This window comes from Rhizobium oryzihabitans, from assembly GCF_010669145.1.
GTDB classification, from domain to species: Bacteria; Pseudomonadota; Alphaproteobacteria; order Rhizobiales; family Rhizobiaceae; genus Agrobacterium; species Agrobacterium oryzihabitans.
The window spans coordinates 1,743,266-1,760,820 of sequence record NZ_CP048635.1; the positions used below are offsets into that span (position 1 = coordinate 1,743,266).

At 61.2% G+C, this 17,555-nt stretch carries 11 protein-coding genes and 2 pseudogenes; 6 read left to right on the forward strand and 7 right to left on the reverse strand.

Annotation, left to right across the window (positions count from 1 at the left end; genetic code table 11):
• Window positions 1-229 precede the first annotated feature (229 nt).
• From G3A56_RS24625 to G3A56_RS24650, 6 genes and pseudogenes are all read right to left on the reverse strand, one after another.
• Window positions 230-1,287, reverse strand: a pseudogene (locus G3A56_RS24625) (carbohydrate ABC transporter permease).
• A 2-nt stretch (window positions 1,288-1,289) separates the two neighbouring features.
• The gene (locus G3A56_RS24630; protein ID WP_003499272.1) at window positions 1,290-2,285 is read right to left on the reverse strand and encodes a carbohydrate ABC transporter permease; all 996 of its coding nucleotides are present in this window, start codon (window positions 2,283-2,285) and stop codon (window positions 1,290-1,292) included.
• Window position 2,286: 1 nt separating this feature from the next.
• On the reverse strand, window positions 2,287-3,393 hold the full coding sequence (locus tag G3A56_RS24635; protein WP_082184830.1) for an ABC transporter ATP-binding protein: 1,107 nt from the start codon (window positions 3,391-3,393) through the stop codon (window positions 2,287-2,289).
• Window positions 3,393-4,745 carry a polygalacturonase PglB gene (gene pglB / locus G3A56_RS24640; protein WP_082184829.1) on the reverse strand — a complete coding sequence of 451 codons (1,353 nt, stop codon included), beginning with the start codon at window positions 4,743-4,745 and terminating at the stop codon, window positions 3,393-3,395. Before pglB ends, G3A56_RS24635 begins: the two co-directional genes overlap by 1 nt.
• The gene (gene bglB / locus G3A56_RS24645) at window positions 4,742-5,836 is read right to left on the reverse strand and encodes a beta-galactosidase BglB (protein WP_082184828.1); all 1,095 of its coding nucleotides are present in this window, start codon (window positions 5,834-5,836) and stop codon (window positions 4,742-4,744) included. The genes pglB and bglB overlap by 4 nt, the downstream gene beginning before the upstream one ends.
• Window positions 5,837-5,849: 13 nt before the next feature.
• On the reverse strand, window positions 5,850-8,372 hold the full coding sequence (locus G3A56_RS24650) for a hypothetical protein (protein ID WP_082185973.1): 2,523 nt from the start codon (window positions 8,370-8,372) through the stop codon (window positions 5,850-5,852).
• Between the two features lie 196 nt (window positions 8,373-8,568).
• Between G3A56_RS24650 and G3A56_RS24655 the strand changes: the two genes are divergently transcribed.
• Together G3A56_RS24655 and G3A56_RS29500 are read left to right on the forward strand one after the other, a co-directional pair.
• Window positions 8,569-9,849: an ABC transporter substrate-binding protein gene (locus G3A56_RS24655; RefSeq protein WP_082184827.1), complete on the forward strand. Its 1,281-nt coding sequence runs from the start codon at window positions 8,569-8,571 to the stop codon at window positions 9,847-9,849.
• A 255-nt stretch (window positions 9,850-10,104) separates the two neighbouring features.
• Window positions 10,105-12,085, forward strand: a pseudogene (locus tag G3A56_RS29500) (phosphatase PAP2 family protein).
• Window positions 12,086-12,169: 84 nt separating this feature from the next.
• Here the strand turns inward: G3A56_RS29500 and G3A56_RS24665 are convergent.
• Window positions 12,170-13,318, reverse strand: a complete 1,149-nt coding sequence (locus G3A56_RS24665) for an ROK family transcriptional regulator (protein ID WP_082185972.1) — start codon at window positions 13,316-13,318, stop codon at window positions 12,170-12,172.
• Between the two features lie 145 nt (window positions 13,319-13,463).
• Here G3A56_RS24665 and G3A56_RS24670 point away from each other — a divergent pair, with 145 nt between their 5' ends.
• From G3A56_RS24670 to G3A56_RS24685, 4 genes are all read left to right on the forward strand, one after another.
• The gene (locus G3A56_RS24670; protein WP_082184825.1) at window positions 13,464-14,693 is read left to right on the forward strand and encodes an ABC transporter substrate-binding protein; all 1,230 of its coding nucleotides are present in this window, start codon (window positions 13,464-13,466) and stop codon (window positions 14,691-14,693) included.
• 84 nt (window positions 14,694-14,777) lie between these two features.
• Window positions 14,778-15,818: an ABC transporter ATP-binding protein gene (locus G3A56_RS24675; RefSeq protein WP_082184824.1), complete on the forward strand. Its 1,041-nt coding sequence runs from the start codon at window positions 14,778-14,780 to the stop codon at window positions 15,816-15,818.
• Entirely contained in the window at window positions 15,818-16,672 is an 855-nt protein-coding gene (locus G3A56_RS24680) for an ABC transporter permease (RefSeq protein ID WP_082184823.1), read from the forward strand. The genes G3A56_RS24675 and G3A56_RS24680 overlap by 1 nt, the downstream gene beginning before the upstream one ends.
• The gene (locus G3A56_RS24685) at window positions 16,672-17,535 is read left to right on the forward strand and encodes an ABC transporter permease (protein WP_080600427.1); all 864 of its coding nucleotides are present in this window, start codon (window positions 16,672-16,674) and stop codon (window positions 17,533-17,535) included. The genes G3A56_RS24680 and G3A56_RS24685 overlap by 1 nt, the downstream gene beginning before the upstream one ends.
• Window positions 17,536-17,555 lie beyond the last annotated feature (20 nt).

Here is a 17,555-nt window from a genome sequence, read left to right on the forward strand (position 1 = left end):
CTGGTGGCAGAATGCCTGTTGGGCGACTAATTTTCTCGCCGTCATGCCGGACTTGATCCGGCATCCAGCCGACGCGCGTCTGCGCGGCGGAGAGACCCTTTCAGCCCAAGGACTTGGGCTGGCTGGATACCGGCTCAAGGCCGGTATGACGGGGTGGAGAGGTCTCGGTACCACATCATCCAATAGTCGATGCGGCTATGCTTCAAAGCGAACATCCTCAAACCCCACGTCACTTCATCCCCGTGCCTGCAATTCCCGTTGTGATGTAACGCTGCAGGAACAGGAACACGACGGTGACTGGCGCGAGACTGAGGAAGGTCATGGCGAGAATATAGTGCCATTGCACCGAGAACTCACCCTGGAAGGCATTTAGCCCCACCTGCAGCGTGAAGTTTTCACGGCTGCTGAGAACGATCAGCGGCCAGAGGAAGTCGTTCCAGCGCCACAGCACCGAGAAGATCGCGAGAACCGCAAGGGCAGGCGCCGTCAGCGGCAGGATGATGCGCCAGAAGATGCGGAATTCGCTGGCCGCATCGACGCGCGCGGCCTCGATCAGCTCGTCGGGAATGGTCAGCATATATTGCCGGAGCAGAAACACGCCGGTCGGCGTCGCGACCGTCGGGATGATGACGCCCAGAGATTATCCACGAGGCCGACGCCGACGATGACCAGATAGGCCGGCACCATGACGACGGTGAGCGGGATCATCAGGGTGGAGATGATCAGCACAAAAATCGCCTTTTCGCCGCGAAAGCGGTATTTCGAGAGCGCGAAGGCCGCCATGGCGTTGACGATCAGCGTCAGAACTGTCGCGACGAAGGTGACGAAGACCGAGTTCTTGAGGAAGGTCAGGAAGCTGAAGCGGGTGAGCGGATCGGTGAAGTTCTCGGTTGCGATCGTCAGTTTCTGAACGGGTGATATTTCCCGCGTGTCGACGCTCACCGGCGGGCCGGGATTGGCCGGATCCACCATCTGCGCTTTCAGGCCGACGCGGCGAACCATGGCCATTTCCCGCTCCACATCATCGATGGTGGCTTTCCACAGGCTGAGCGGCCTGTCGTAACCCTGTACCTCCACCTGCACGGCGGCGCGCGGCAGCAGGCTCGGCGGAAATCGTGTGATCTCGGCTTCGGGCTTCAGCGAGGACATGGCGGCCCACACCACGGGGATGAGCACCGCCAGCGTACCGCCGATGAGCCAGACCCAGGACAGGACATCGGTAAGACCGATCCTGCCGGGGCGGCGGGTGCGCGTCAGGAACGCGGCTGCGTTGAGATTGCCGGACATGATCAGGACTCCATTTTTTTGCCGAGGCGCAATTGCACGAGCGTCAGCGCGAGAAGCACAAGGCCCATGAGAACCGATGCGGCCGAGGCGAGGCCGAAGAGCCTTAGATCGCTGCCGAATGCCATCTGGTAGATATATTGCACCACGAATGTATTGGCCGTGCCCGGTCCGCCGCCATTGGTCAAAACCCATGCTTCATCAAAGATTTGCACGGAACGGATCATCAGAAGGATCAAAACGACCAGCAGGTTGGGGCCAAGCAGCGGCAGGGTGATGCGGAAGAGCGTGCGCCGGGGTGAGGCGGCATCGATTGCGGCGGCTTCATAGAGGTCCTTGGGGATGGCCTGAAGGCCGGCCAGCAGGATGAGCGTGTAAAAACCCATGTGGAACCAGACCGACACGACGACGACGAAGAAGCGCGACCAGCCGACATCCAGCAGGAAGATTTCCGGCGGCACGCCGAGCATCTGCAGAAAGGCGTTCAGCAGGCCGTTGCGGTCGAGGAACCATTTCCAGATGAGGCCGATGACAACAGGCGACAGCAGGACGGGATAAAAGAACATGGCGCGGAAGAAGCCGCGCGCGGCAATCGCCCGGTTGAGAATGAGGGCCGTGACCAGTGCGACGAACAGCGTGGCAACGACGTTGAAGCCGACAAACCACAGCGTGTTCCAGATCGCGGTCCAGAACAGAGATTCCCGGCAGCTGCCGGGGTCCATATAGCTCTGGCAATCGAGCAGCTTGCCGAAATTCTCAAGACCGACAAAGGGGCGGTCGCTGATCAGGAGTTCGGTGCCACCGGTAAAGGCGTAACCGACGGCGATCGCAATCGGCAGGAAGGTGAAGATGCCGAACAGGACGAGGTTCGGCATCAGGAACAGATAGGGCATGCGCTTTTTGCCGATCAGCCGCTCGATGAGGTTGAGCGGCACCTCGACGATGGCCATCACGGCATCGAGCGCGCGGTCGGACAGTCTCGCGATTTTCGGGCTGGCCATGCTAGCCTCTCCCCTGGCTGGTGAGACGCGGTAGCGCCAGTTCAGTGGCGGGGTCGAAGAGATGCACCCGTTCGCGCGCCGGCATGATCGCCAGAACCGAGCCGGAAGCGGGGGCGAAATGGCCCGCCTGATGCACGATGATCTGCTCCTTCTCACCCTGGAGATTGCCGTAGAGATAGGTCTCGGTGCCGAGGCTTTCGTGATATTGCACCTCGAAGGGCAAGCCGGCATTGTCCGTGATGGTAAAATGCGAAGGGCGTATGCCCGCCAACACGGTCTGTCCGGGGGTAACGGCTGCCGGATCGACGAGGCAGGGCAGGGATACGCCGTATCCGGCGTCGATGGCGATGTTGCTGTCGCTGCCCTTGATGATTGTGCCTTTGAGAATGTTCATGCGCGGCGAGCCGAGGAAGCCGGCGACGAAGAGGTTGCGCGGATTGTCGAAAAGCTCGAGCGGGCTGCCCACCTGCTCGATGCGCCCGGCGCGCAGCACCACGATCTTGTCGGCCATGGTCATCGCTTCCACCTGATCGTGGGTAACATAGATCATCGTCGTCTTGATATCGCGATGCAGGCGGGTGATTTCGGCGCGTGTCTGGACGCGTAGCGCCGCATCGAGGTTCGAGAGCGGCTCGTCGAACAGGAAAATATCCGGCTCGCGCACGATGGCGCGGCCGATGGCGACGCGCTGGCGCTGGCCGCCGGAAAGCTGTTTCGGCTTGCGGTCGAGATAGGGCTCGATGGCGAGCATACGCGCGGCCTCGTTGATGCGGCTTTCGATTTCCGCCCGCTTGAAACGCAGGTTTTCCAGACCGAAGGCAAGGTTCTTGCGCACGCTCATATGCGGATAAAGTGCGTAGGACTGGAAGACCATGGCGATCCTGCGCTCGGCCGGCGACAGCGCGCTGACATCGCGCCCGCCAATGCCGATGGTGCCTGATGTCACGTCCTCAAGGCCGGCGATGATGCGCAGCAGGGTGGATTTTCCGCAGCCCGAAGGGCCAACGAACACGACGAATTCCCCGTTCTCGATCTGAAGATCGATATCATGCAGCACATGAACGGCACCGAATGCCTTGTTGAGGTTTTCTAGTTTCAGACTTCCCATCACCTGCTCCCTTCGGACAAGTTCGTCATCGCGACGATCTCTTGTTTATTCCAGCCCTCGGGCAAGGGCGTCGTTCTTTTAATGGCGACATCGCGTGCCGCAAATCCTTCCACGCCGGCAAGATAGACCGCCGGCATTCCACCGGGATAATCCTCCATTCCGACGATCCTGCCTTCGGCATCCCGCGTCCAGGCATTGGCGCGGCCGGCGGCATCGGGGCTTGGAGCAATATCGGCATTGGTGGGGCGCAGATCATATTGCAGACCGGTTCCGAGCTTGCCGGGCTGCTGCGACAGCGTGATGCGCTCCAGCCTGACATTGTGGATGCCGGCCTTCGATGTGGCGACGAGGTTGATCGCCCCTTCCATCGAACCGCTCAAGTCTTCAACGACCAGATTGTCGACGCTGCCGGCCTGACGCTCGGGGCGGCGGTCGACGACTGTGACGGTCACAGCCTCGCCGGAGCCCCAGAAACCGCCCGGCGTTTCGTGGCACTCGGTCTCGATCCGTGAAAAGCGGATATTGCGCATGGCACCGCCATCGCGGGAAAACAGGCCGATGCCGCGATTGGACTCGACGATCTTGCAATCCTCGAACACCACATTGGTAAAATCGCCGAAGGATTCCGTGCCGAGCTTCAGGGCGCAGCTGACGCTGGAAACGGTGCAGCGGCGAACTGTGATGTCATCGCAGACACCGACCGCTTTGCCGTCCGGCCCGGCGCTGGTCTTCAGGCAGATGCCGTCATCGGCGGTGGAGATGAAGCAATCCTCGATCAGCGCACGCCGGCAGGCATCAAGCACGATGCCGTCGGTGTTGGGCAGGCGGCGGTCGTTTTCGATGCGCAGATTGCGGAAATGAAGGTCTTCGCAATCGACTATGTGCAGCGTCCACATCGGCGAACCACTGACGGAGAGGTTTTCGAGGCGCACGTTGCGGCAGGACTCCAGCACCATTACGCGCGGTCGCCTTGCGGCCGGGATATAGGTTCCCATGGCCTCGTCATCGCCTGTGATGAAGTTCTCGCCGCCGGCCTCGATGCGGCCGGGGCCGGTGACGGCGATATCACTCGCCCCCTTGGCGATGATCATGCCACGGTTGGACTCCTCGGCGATCACCGAAACCGTTGTATGGGCATAGGCCTCATAGTCGGGGGCAGGCGCAAGCACCGCATCTTCCGAAAGATGCAGTTCCACGCCGCTCTTGAGCTGCAGGCCACCGCTGACATGCCGACCGGCCAGGAGCGACACGCGACCGCCGCCGGCTGCCGAGACCGTATCGATCGCCCGCTGGATGTTGGCCGTGGCATCACGGCTATCGGCCGAGACGGTGATATCTGATTGCGCGCTCATGATACCTGCGGCCTTTTCAGAAAGACGTCGATCAAAAGCAGCATGGTCAGCGCCTGCCCGTAGGGCGTGGGCAGATTGGGAATGCGGCGGTAGAAGTCGAGATCGTGGCCCATCGGCGTGCCGTCGGAGACGCCGTGGACGACGCCTTCATCGTCGATATTGCCCAGTACCGCCTTCAGCGCGCGCTCCGCATACGGCCGGTTTTCTTCGCCGAGAATGCCGGCCTCGATGCCGCGCAGCATGCCATAGGCGATGCCCGCCGTGGCTGACGTTTCCACCGGCGATGTCGGGTCATCGAGAAGTGTGTGGAACATGCCGTCGTCGCGCTGGTATTTCCGCAGCGACCGCACCTGGCTTGCCAGCACGTTGGCGAGGAAACGCCTGTCCTTTTCAGAGAGTGTCGGCACGAGTTCGAAGAGTTCGGGGATGGCGACGGTGATCCAGGAATTGCCGCGCGCCCAGAAAGCGTCGGCGAAGTTGTGGCGTCCATTGAAGGTCCAACCATGATACCACAGGCCGGTGACGGGATCGGAGAGGTAGCGCGTATGCACCATAAACTGGTAGACCGCCTCATCGATCCAGTCGTGGCGTTTGCACACGACACCGGCACGGGCGAGGAACAGACACGCCATGAACAGCGTGTCGTCCCAGAGTTCGCCCTCGTTCAGCCGCTCCTTGACGACATGCTGGAAGCCGCCATCTTCGGTTTTCGGCAATTTGTGCACCAGCCAGTCGGCCCAGTCTTCCACCAGCGTCCGGAAATCCGGTCGGTCGACATGTTCCGTCAGGATGACAAGCGGCAGCATGGGGGCGGAGCTGTTGATCTGGCGCGGCGGCAGGCCACGCTCGATCTGCCAGCCATACCATGTCACGAGATCATCAAGCGCCTTCCGGTCGTTGGCGGCAAGCGCCCGGCGCAGGAAACCGTAAAGGCCGACGCCCACTTCCCAGTCCCATTCGTCGAACTGGATCTTGCCATCGGAACTGCCGCTGACCAGACCTTCCTGAATGCCCTTGAGGCGGCTGAAGGCGGCGGCGACATTGTCGATCGTCGTCCTGAGAGTGTCTTTTTCCATGCTTGGCTGGTTCATCTGTCAATTCCGCTTAGGAGTAGAAGGGCTGTGCTGTGCCGCCCGATGCGGGATCGGCACTGTCGAAGGTAATTTCCGGCTGGGGCTGCTCGTGGTCGAAAGCCAGAGCCTGCCCGCCAATGGTGAATGCGCCGTCCCAGGTGAGGGCAATGTCGGGGCCGCCCGGCGGCGTGGCAGACAACAGACGTTTGTCGGCATCGAACCTGACCTGCGTGGCGAGAATTTTTGCTTGGAAGCGGGCGAAGGCCTCTGCGTCGCCGCATCCGATGACGCCGATCCAGCCTGCGCGGCGACCGGCGGACCGGATTTCGCGCCCGGCTGTCGCGCCGGTGGTGATCGTCTCAAAACCGTTTGTCGCATGAAGTGCTGCAAAGCCGCGGCCCGAGCGGGTGATGAGCCAGTTACCTTCCGTCAGCACCTCGTCCAGCCCGTCGCGCCCGAGATAGGCGTGGGTCCAGTCGTTGCGGTGACCGTCCGTGTCGAAGATCATCATTGCCAGATCGCGGTGCTGCGCCACGCGCGGCAGGATGCCGCTGCCCGCCCAGTAGGAAGGGCGCTGCGTTCCCCATGGATCGTCTTCGCCCGGATGGTTGACCCAGAGCCGCGCCATCGGATGGCCGGAAAACTTGATGTCCATGACGTGTTGCTGGTGGCCTTTGCGGCCGGTCTTGTGGTCGACCACGGTGGAAAGCTGCGCGGCCTCGTTCTTGAACAGCACGAGTTTGCCGGGCTCCAGACCCTGCGCATACCGCGCCTCGACCATGCGGCCGCTCGCCAGCTGCGAAAGGGCGGCAAGATGGGTCGGCGGCAGGTAATCGCCGCAGCAGAACATCGGCAGCGAGGCGACGCCGTTGTTCAGCCAGCCCTGACCGAAGGCGACCTGCGTAAAGGGCGCCAGTTCCGTCAGCGGCCCGGCGCGCAGTTCCTTGTCATAGGCTCTGCCCTGGGAGCCGGAGGGAACGCCACCAAGCGTGTGCAATGCGATCATTTCGAAAATGAGATCGATCTGGTGGCGCGCGCGGGCCGCGAGCTCCGGTCCGGTCCAATGTTCGATGGCGAGAAGGCCGATGAAATCCACCGGGTAATAGGCGGCCGAGTTCCATTCGGCGAGACCATGCGCCTCGACGCTGTCGAACCAGCGCTGCAGCCGGGTCGCGGCCAGCGCCGCCTGCTCCCGGCCGGTGCGCCCGGAGGCGGTGAAGGTGGCGTCCGGCAGATAGTCCCCCGCGAGCAGCTGGCTGGTGTGGAAGCACAGAACGTGGTTTTCGCTCCAGAACCACATGACATCGTTGCCGGGTTCATCCACCCAGTAGCGATAGGAGAGGATCGAGGTGTTGATCCTTTCAAGCATCTGAGGGGGAAGCCGGTCACCATAGGCGCGCACCAGCCAGAGAAGCGGCACCAGCACGAAATCGGAGCAGTCCTCCCGCCGGTCGATGGACCGCAGCGTTGCGTCGACGATGCCGGAAATCGTCTCCATGTCATCACTGCCGGTTGCGACCATCGCCAGCGCGCGGCCGATGCGCCATGCGCCGAAGCGGGCGCTGAAGGACAGCGCCGCCTTCTTTCGCCCGGCAATATCGGCCTCGGCCGGTTGTGGCGCCAAATCGTGCATGAAGGCTGCGTCGATGAGGCGTGTCACCGTTCCGGCGCCCGAACCCATGGTGATCCTGACACCATGATATCCGTCCGAAATGCCCGTGGTTTCGGGGACCACGAGGGTGGATTGCCCGGCTTTCAGTACGGTATCCACCTCGGCAAGGGAGGCGCGCTCATGGCCGTGGCTTTTGACTGCGATGTGGACGGCCAGGTCACTCGTCGGTGCTGCCCCGAAGACCAGCTCAAGGGCCGCGCCGGCAAAGACGTCGTGCGCCGGGCGAACATCGCGTACCAGTGCGGCAAGACGCTTCGTTTCCTCCCGGTCGAGCTGCACGGGCAGCACGACAGTCAGCGGCGTGGCGTCAATAAGCTCGAGCTCGAAGAACCAGATGATGTCCCGTTCCGCCAGGTCTTCGCACAGCAGCAGCACCTCGTTGTCACCGGCCTTGAGGTCGAGCGTGATATCGCGGCTCGCTTCGACATTGCGGATGAAGGGCTCAAAACGAACCTGCTCGACACCGCCGACCCAGATGCGCACGCCGCCGCAGGTGCGCAGCCTGAAATGCGCCTGTCTTGCGGCGTCGCTGCGGAACGTGCCCTTCAGCCAGCGCTGAACATGGGTGGGGACATGCCAGAAACCGGTGAATTCGACGCGGCGGTTAGAGCCGGGCAGGTTGAGATGGGACACCGTAAAGGCAGTGTCAGGCGTGATGTCGCGTCCGATCATCGTCTGCTGGAAGGCCTTGCGGCAGGGCAGGTCGCCCACATCCACGAAGCCGTTGATGAAACGGTAATTGACCCGGTCTTCTGCCGGCGCAGGCACGCCCGGAAACGATGTCTCCAACAGATTGGAGACGATCCAGGCGGTCACCGTTTCGCCGTCAGCGACGGTATATGTCGGCTGAGACGCGGCCGCCGCAAATGGTCCATCAGTCATAATGGATCGCCTCCCTTCGATCTTTATGAAATTATTTTCACAAATCAGTTTTTTGCGTTTCTGGGTTGATTTGTGCGATTTAGCCAAAACAAACAGCTTGACGTTTATTCTGTCAAGCCGCAAAACAGGATAAATCGAATTAAGAAGAGGAGCTTCCATTCGATTTAGTGAAAAAGTTTTCATTGGGAGGATGAGTATGGTGAAATTGTTTTCGGGCGTCAGCGCCCTCGTGATGGCGTCTATCGCGGGTCTTTCGGCCGCGCAGGCAGAGACCAGAACGATCACGTTCCTTTTTACGGATGACGACCAGGGTTATGTGCAGCGCATGTCGGAACTCAGCAAGGAGTTCGAGGCGGCCAATCCCGGCGTGAAGATCAACTTCGTGTCTTCTGGTTATGATGCCGTGTCCAAGCAGCTGCCGGTGCAGCTGGCGGTGGGCGAGGGCCCTGATATCGCCAAGATCACCGACTGGCAGCTTGCGCCCTATTATCTCGACATGCGCCCCTACATGAAGGATGCGGATGGCTTCGCAAAGTTGCACGGCTCCAGCCTCGAGCAGCTGCGCCTGCCCGGTGTCAATGACCCGAAGTCGATCAATGGCTACATGGCGTCGCAGACGCTCAACCTGCCCTTCGTCAACAAAACGCTGTTCGAGCAGGCGGGTGAGCCCTTGCCAGCGCCGACCGCGAAGTTCAGTGAAATCGTCGAGGCATCCGCCCGCGTCGCCAAGGCGACCGGTGTGCAGATCCCCTTTACCATGGATCGTTCCGGCCACCGCTTCTCCGGCGGCGCCTTCGCCTATGGCGCGACCTATGTGAAGGACGGCAAGTTCAGCTTTCCGGACGATGCGGCCAAGAAATACATCGCCGATATCTATTCATGGACGCAGAATGGCAGCTTCCCCAAGGAAATGTGGGGTGCTGCGGGCGGTTCGCAATACAAGAACATGGGTGACGAGTTCGTCAACGGCAATGTCGTGACCTATCTGGCTGGCAACTGGATGGTCAATCCGTTCCAGAACAAGATCGGCGACGCCTTCGAGTGGACGGCGATCAATGCGCCCTGCGGTGAGGCCGGATGCTACGCCATGCCCGGCGGCACCGCGATCGTCGGCTTCAAGCGCACCAAATATCCGGAGGATGTGGCTCACTTCGTCGAATTCCTCGGCTCCGAAAAGGTGCAGCGGGAAATCGCCGAGAACTATGTCGTCCTGACGGGTGCCGAGATCGTCGATCCGCAATACAAGCTGAAGAGCGAAGACGCCAAGGCGGCGATGAAGGTCTTCCTCGACAACAAGAAGAACGTGCCCCAGGCCGCCCGGGACTTCGAACGCGCCAAGGGCGGCAGCGCCATGTACCAGCAGATCGTCCAACGCATGAGCCAGCTCATCGTCGGTGAATTGACGCTCGACCAGACCTACAAGGTTCTGGAGGATGACGTCGCCAAGATCAACGAGGCCGTTGCGGTCAAGAAATAAGGGCCTGACCTTCCGCCTCCGGCGGAATGATGAAGCTCTCGAACGATATGCCCGGAGCGGCGCTCCGGGCATATCGTGCCGTTTCTTTCCGAAGGCGGCGCATTTTCGCTGGAGGAATTGCCGCAAGGAGCCGTTCCCGGCAACCCATATCGAAAAACTGAAATACGCTCCGTTTAAACCTCACGATGAGGCGCGCGGAACGCCGCGCCGCCTGTTTTCGTCACGCGTCACTCGCTGAAAATCATAGGATTCGTCATGGCCAGACTGAAGATGTCGTCTTTCTCTTCCGCACGCTCGAGCCTGCTCGCCTCCGTCGCATTGCTGGTTCTGGTTCCGGGCGCGCAGGCGTTCGATCGCACCGGGCCGGCAGGACAGGGTTATGCGATTACGGTGCCGGAGCCGACGGCAACATATCCGCTGCCGCTTGCCGACAATTATCGCAACCAGACCGGCAAGAATGAGAAGGGGAGGCGGTTCGCGCCTATGATGATCGGGACAACCCCATCATCGAAATCCTCTCCGGTTTCAACCGCATCTGGACGCTTGGCGATGAAAAATGGGCGGATGGCGGTGCCAATGGCGATGGTCCGGCGGATTTCAGCCATGTGAAGATCGTCGACCCCGCCGTCTGGCAGGAGAACATGCGCTACGTGCTGTCCGTCACCGGCGAGAACCGCACCCGCGCGGCCGCTTTCGAAGCCTATATGAATGATCGCCGTTCGCAGGGTTACAGCGTCATCGACGGCATGGGCCCGCTCGCCGACTGGTATCGCGAAGGGGCGGGCGCGACGACGACGATCAATCATACGCTCGCTGATTTCGACCCGAATGAGGTCATCACCCGCAAGGAAGACGACAAGGGCACCGAGGCGGGAGCAGCCGATAGCGAACTGAAAGATTTCGTCGCCTTCATGAAGGTGATCCGCGGCCCGGAGGGCACGACGTCGCCGGCGAAATATTTCTATTCCACACCACGGCCCTGGCGCATGAACGACAAAGGCGAGGTGATCGAGACCGGCAAGGAAACGATTGGCGACCGCAGCTTCGAAAGCCATGACAGCGATCCGGGCGTCATCGTGCCGGCGCTGAAATATGCGCGGGAAAATCGCGGGCGCAGCAAGGATGGCGGTTTCCCGAGCGGGCACACCAATGCCGCCTATCTGGCCGCCATTGCCTATGCCTATGCGGTGCCGGAGCGCTTTTCCGAATTGCTGACGGCTGCCTCCGAACTCGGCGAGAGCCGCATCGTCGCCGGCATGCATTCGCCGCTCGACGTGATCGGCGGCCGCATCACCGCAACCGCCATGGCTGCCGCCATGTTGCAGGACCCGAAAAATGCCGAGGTGAAAAAGGCCGCGCATGCGGCCTTGCAGGCCTATTTCGCCAAACGCTTGCCACAGGGCCAGTCGCTCATCGATTTCGCCCATGGCGCAAAGCCGGATGTTGACCGGTTTGCCGATACGGCGAAGAACGGATCGGATTATCGCAGGCGCATGACCTTTTCCTTCAGTCGCGACAAAGCCGTGGGTGACGCGCCGATGATGGTGCCGAAGGGGCCGAGGTTCTGCTGGAAACGCGCCTGCCTTATCTTGATGCCGCAGAGCGGCGTGCCGTTCTGTTTTCCACCGGCATCGAGGCGGGTTATCCGCTGCTCGATGACAGCAATGGCTGGGGTCGCATCAATCTGGTGGCCGCCGCCGGTGGTTATGGTGCGTTTGATGGCGATGTCGAAGTCACGATGGATGCCGCCGCCGGAGGCTTCAACGCGGCAGACCGCTGGACGAACGACATTGCCGGGGCAGGGCGTCTCGTCAAATCCGGTAGCGGAGCGCTGACGCTCAGCGGCAACAACAGCTATGGTGGCGGCACAATTCTAAGGGATGGTGCGCTGATAGTCTCGTCTGCCGATGCGCTAGGAACCGGCGGTGTGCTGGTCAGCGGCGGCACGCTTTCGCTCGAAGCGGGCAAGGATGTCGTCATCGGCGGTGATTATTCGCAGTCGGGTGGCATACTGGCGCTGGATCCGCAAAAGGCTGCTCTGCGCGTTAAAGGTAATGTGGTGCTGGACGGCGCGACGCTGAAGCTCGCTTTCGATGGTGGCGCACCGGCTACCGGCACGCGCCTCGATGTGATCGCCGCCAATGGTCTGACCGGGACATTTGCCACGATCGATGCGGGCAATGTGAAAGTACGGCCGGTCTATACCGGCTCGGCACTGTCCGTGGTGGTCGAATAGGCGATGATGCAATGATTGAGGCTGCCGCAACCCTGCGGTTACGGCGGCCCCAAAAGATTTGCGGGAAACCGCAGGAAGACCACCCTACAGGAAGTACCGGACCCTCAGTGGCAATAGCGCGGCGCCGATGGCGGACGGATCGCCGACGGTTTCGCTGAGAACCAGCTTCGCCTCCTTCGGGCCGACACCATAACGGTGTACGCGCTGGGACGGCATATGCGTGCGTTCGATCATCATCTGGCCGAGTGCGCGTGGCAATTGTCCGCCAAAGACGATGGCCTGCGGATCAAGTACCGCGATCAGGCTTGCCACCAGCCGGTCCACCTGCGGCATGGTTTCGCTCAACCATTCCTCGACGCCCGGCCATGCGGGGTCGAACTGTTGATAGAGCGGTTCGATCGAGTGGATGTTGACGCCGTTTTTCTGCAACGTCGTGATCAGGTATTGCAGGGCGGGCCGTTTGGGCGATTCATCCGGGCTGTATATGCCGCTGAATTCGCCGGCATTGCCATGAAAGCCGTGAAACGGCTGGCCGCCGAGGATCAATCCGCCACCGAAACCGTAGTTGAACGACAGATAGGCGAAGGTTTGACACCACGAGCCGACACCGCGGAGGCTTTCGCCGATCGCGCCCGTGGTGGCGTTGTTCTCCAGCCAGACCGGTAGGTGGAACCGTTTCTCAAGGATTGGCTTCAGGTCCATCAGCGACCAGTCGCGCAGGGGCTCCGGCGCATTGAAGGCGCGGTCCTCAGACACGAAGAAGCCGGACATGGAAAAACCGAGGCCAAGCAGGCGCTCGCGCGGGATGCCTTGTTCTGCCAGCAGCCGTTCGAGCGCCAGCGACAATGCAGAAAGCGTCATCTCCCGGTCTTCCGGAAGCATCTTCAGTTTTTCCTCAACAATCACGTCGCAGCGGAAATCGGCGATGCAGATCACCACGGAGTCGGTGTTGATGGAAATGCCGAGCGAATAGGCTGCCTCCGGCACCAGCTCGATGGTGGGGCTCGGCTGGCCGCGCGTGCCCTTGAGCGGCGCGCCGGTCTGCAGAAGTCCGCGCTCCAGCAGGCCTTCGATCAGCCGGTGCACGGATTGCTGCGTCAGGTTCGTGTGGCCGGTGATCGATGCGCGGGCAATGGGGCCGTGGCGGCGCACGATATCCAGAATGAGACGCTCATTCTCGCTGGCAAGCGGCTGGCGGTCGAAGGTGTGCTGCGGCGTCTGATCTGTTGTCATGGCCTTGGATAACGGCTGTGCGAAGCGGCGGCAACACGGGGCATTCGTTTGCGACAGCATTTTTCACTGGACTGTCACAAATATTACACTTAGAGTGTATTAATAAGGGGCCGGTCAACAACGGGTCCTCAGGAGGAACCATTCAATGCGCATGAAATTTCTTGCGATCGCCGCGCTTGCGCTGGCGACGACGGCAGCACCGTGCCTTTCGGCTGACAGCAATATGAAAAACCTCGACTTCGATCTGTCGAAGGTCACGCGCGACAATTTCTACGACATCGTTGTTCCGGCCGCCAAAGCCGAGGGCGCGGTGACGATGTATAACTTCGCCGGCAGTTTTGCCGATACGTGGAAGGAGCTGATCAGCCGTTTCGAAGCCAAATATGGCATCAAGGTCGCCTATAGCGACGTGAAGGGCGATCAGGCGAACCAGCAGCTGATCGCGGTACAGGCGGCAGGGCAGGATTCACCGGTTGATGCCTATTTCGCCGGCGGCGGCAGCTATCCGCTTCTATCCTCCAAGGGGGTTGTCGGCAATATTGCACTGACGAAAATCCTGCCGAACATGGCCAATTACGATCCGAAAATGGCCGAAACCGTCTTCGGCAAGCCGCATGGCGGCAGCTTTCCGCTGGTGCATCTCAACCAGACGGCTATCGGTTATGACTCTGCCTTCGTGAAGGCCGAGGATGTGCCGAAAAGCTTCGAGGACCTGCTGGTCTGGGCCGAAAAGAACCCCAAGCGGCTTGGCGTCACCCTGCCGGCCAAGGGTGGTTCGGGCGGCGGTTTCATTTATTCGGTGGCGCTCAATTATCTCACCGGCGACTGCCGTGCAAAGCTCACCGACTATAATCAGACGCTGCAGCAGGCCGAAGACTGGGCCATGGAGTCCGAGTGCCTTACGCCTGTCTGGGACTATTACCGCCGTCTTCTGGCGGTGGCTGAATTGACCAATGGCAATGCCGATACGCTCAACCTCATCAACAACCAGCAGCTTCACATGGGTACCGTCTGGGAAGATCAGGTCATGAGCTTCCTCGGCACCAAGCAATTGCCTGACAGTTTCCGCGTCACGCTTCTGGAAAAGGGCCAGGTCGGCTCTGGCGACGCCATGTTCGTGCCGGCCAATGCGAAGAATGTCGCCGCGGCGCTGCTGCTGATCGACATGGCGATGAGCAAGGAATTCCAGCTCTGGAAGCTGGAAAACAAGGCCTCCCGCTCTCCGCGCGCCGACGTCACCAATGATCTGATGCCGAAGGCCGTGCAGGAGCATGTGCTGCCGCAGAGCGTCTATCCGCGCCTGTCGCTGCCGGCTTTCTGGGACATGTCGACGGCGCTTGCCGAAGCGCTCGATGAAAAAGTCCTCAACCAGTAACGCCGTCGGGATTGCCGGATCGTGTGGCCGCAAATGGCAGCGCGATCCGGATAGCCTTGGTAAAAAATATGAGGGAGGCTCGCCATGAGTGAACTCGAGATCAGCAATATCAGCAAGGATTACGGGGCGAGCCGGGCGCTTCATCCCGTGTCGATCACCGTGGAGCGGGGCGAATTCGTCACCATTCTTGGGCCCTCGGGTTGCGGCAAGTCCACGCTTTTGCGTATCCTCACCGGCATCAGCCAGCCTTCGGGCGGTGAAATCCGGCTGGGTGGCAAGCGCATCGATCAGGCGCCGCCGGAAGCGCGCGATATCGCCATGGTCTTCCAGTCCTATGCGCTTTTCCCGCATATGTCGGTCGCCAAAAATCTCGGCTTCGGGCTGAAGATGAAGAAGGTGGCGAAGGACGAGCGGGCGCGGCGCATCGCCCATGCGCTTGATATCTGCAATCTCACCGGTCTGGTGGATCGCATGCCCCGGCAATTATCCGGCGGCCAGCAGCAGCGTGTGGCGCTGGCGCGGGCCATTGTCATGCAGCCAAGCCTGCTTCTGTTTGACGAGCCGCTTTCCAACCTCGACGCCAAACTCCGCGATACGCTGCGCCATGAGCTGACCGAGCTTCACCGCCGCATCGGTGCGACAAGCCTTTATGTGACACACGATCAGGCCGAAGCCATGGCGATGTCGGACCGGATCGTCGTCATGAATGCGGGCCGGGTGGTCGAGATCGGCACGCCGCTCGAGCTTTATCGTGCGCCGAAACACGCGTTTACCGCCGGCTTTCTAGGCCAGACCAATCTGCTGCCCGTATCCGCTGAAGGCCAGCAGGCGCAATTGCCCTGGGGGCAGTCCGTGACGCTTGACCGGGTTGCCGCCGGCAATGTCCAGATTTCCGTTCGTCCGGAAAACATCCACATCCGCGCCGATCAGGCCGGTGAGGGCACGGTTTCCGCCGTTTCTTTCATGGGCGCCAATGCACTCTACACGGTCGAGATCGGCGGTCGCCAGATCCGGATCAGCCAGTCCGGTGCCGAAACTCTGATCGATGCCGGGCAAAGGGTCGCCCTGCAGTTTCCCGGCTCGGTCCATCTTCTCGATGACAGGATGGCGGGGGAGGCGGCATGATGGCCGGGCTTCTGCGAAACAGGCGCGCCCAGCTTCTATTCCTGCTTTTGCCGGGTGTTGGGTATCTTCTTGTCTTCTTCGGCGGGCCGCTGCTGTCGGCGCTGATCGGCAGTTTCAGGCAGGAGGATGGCGGCTTCACGCTGATGTTCTACCAGCGGATTTTCACCCGCGCGTCGATGATCCGGGGGCTCACGACCTCCATCTATTACGGCGTCATGCCTGTTATCGTCTCGCTTGCGGCCTCTGTGCCGCTGGCGCTTTTGATCCGCAAGAGCTTTCTCGGTCGAAAACTGTTCAGCGGCCTTTACAAGCTGCCGATGGCGGTGCCGGGTATCATCGTCGGCCTGATAGTGATCGTCGTTTTCGAAAGGGGCGGGTTTCTCGACCGGTTGGTCGCGCCGCTCGGGCTGGAACTGCCCAAGCTCGTACGCGACGACTGGGGCGTCGGCGTCATCCTCGCCAGCGTCTGGAAGCAGATACCCTTCATGACGCTGATCATCACAAGCGCCTTTGCAGCCATTCCCGAAGATATACGTTACGCCTCGCGCACGCTTGGCGCTTCGCGGTTGAAGACATTCTTCTTCGTGGAGGTGCCGCTCGCCATGCCGGGCATCACCGCCGCCATTCTTCTGACCTTCATCGGTTCCATGGGCTCTTACGCCATTCCAGACATCGTCGGTCCGCCGACGGCCCGGCCGCTTTCGGTGCTGATGGTCAAGGAATTCAACCAGGGACGTTTCAACCAGGTCTATGCCATGGGCATGGTGCTGAGCCTCTTCGCGGTCTCCGTGCTGCTGCTCTATTACTCCCTGACATCCCGCATCGGCCCCGGCCAAACCCGCGGAGACGCATGATGAGCGCTATAACTCTCGATCCCCCCAGCAGTGCCCGTCGCCGCGCCTTTACGCCGGAGGACCGGATTTTCGTTTCCATTGGGCTTTATGGCGCGCTGACACTCGCTATCGCCGTGCCGCTGGCGCTGATGTTCCTCTGGAGCATTGCCGACGGCTGGTCGCCGCCGCTCATCGTGCCGAAGGATTACACCGCGGCGCGCTGGGCGAGCATCCTGAGCGATGGCAGCCTCATCCGCGCTGCGGTCAACAGCATCCTCATCGCCATCGTCGTCACCTTCCTGACCGCGGCCATCGCCTTGCCCACTGCCTGGGCCATGGCGCGTTTTCCCTTCCGGCTGAAACGGCTGGTGGAAATCTTCATTCTGGCGCCGATCATCATACCCGGGCTCGTCGTCGCCGTCGGCATCGGTCAGGTATTCCTGCTTTTCGGCCTCGCCTATTCGGTGACGGGCGTCATCCTCGTGCAGATCGTCGGCACCCTGCCGCTGATGATCCGGCTGATGACGGCGGCGCTGGAGACCATTCCCGACGATCTTATCCATGCCGCGCGCTCGCTCGGCGCGGGCACTGTCGGCATCGTTTTTCACATCATATTGCCGCTGGCCGTGCCCGGCCTTCTGGCCGGCGGGCTGATGTCCTTCATCGGCAGCTTCGAGGAATTCGACAAGTCCTTCATCGTCGGCGCGCCGGTCGTCGAGACCCTGCCGATCAAGCTCTATATGTATCTCGATCCCTATTCGATGCAGCTGCCGCTCGCCGCCATCGTCTCCTTCATCCTGCTTCTTCCCGCACTCATCGTCTTCATCATTGCCGGCCGCATCCTGCGCGACGACCTGATGGCGGCGGGTATGGGGAAAATCTGATCCGGGCAGTCAAACCCGGT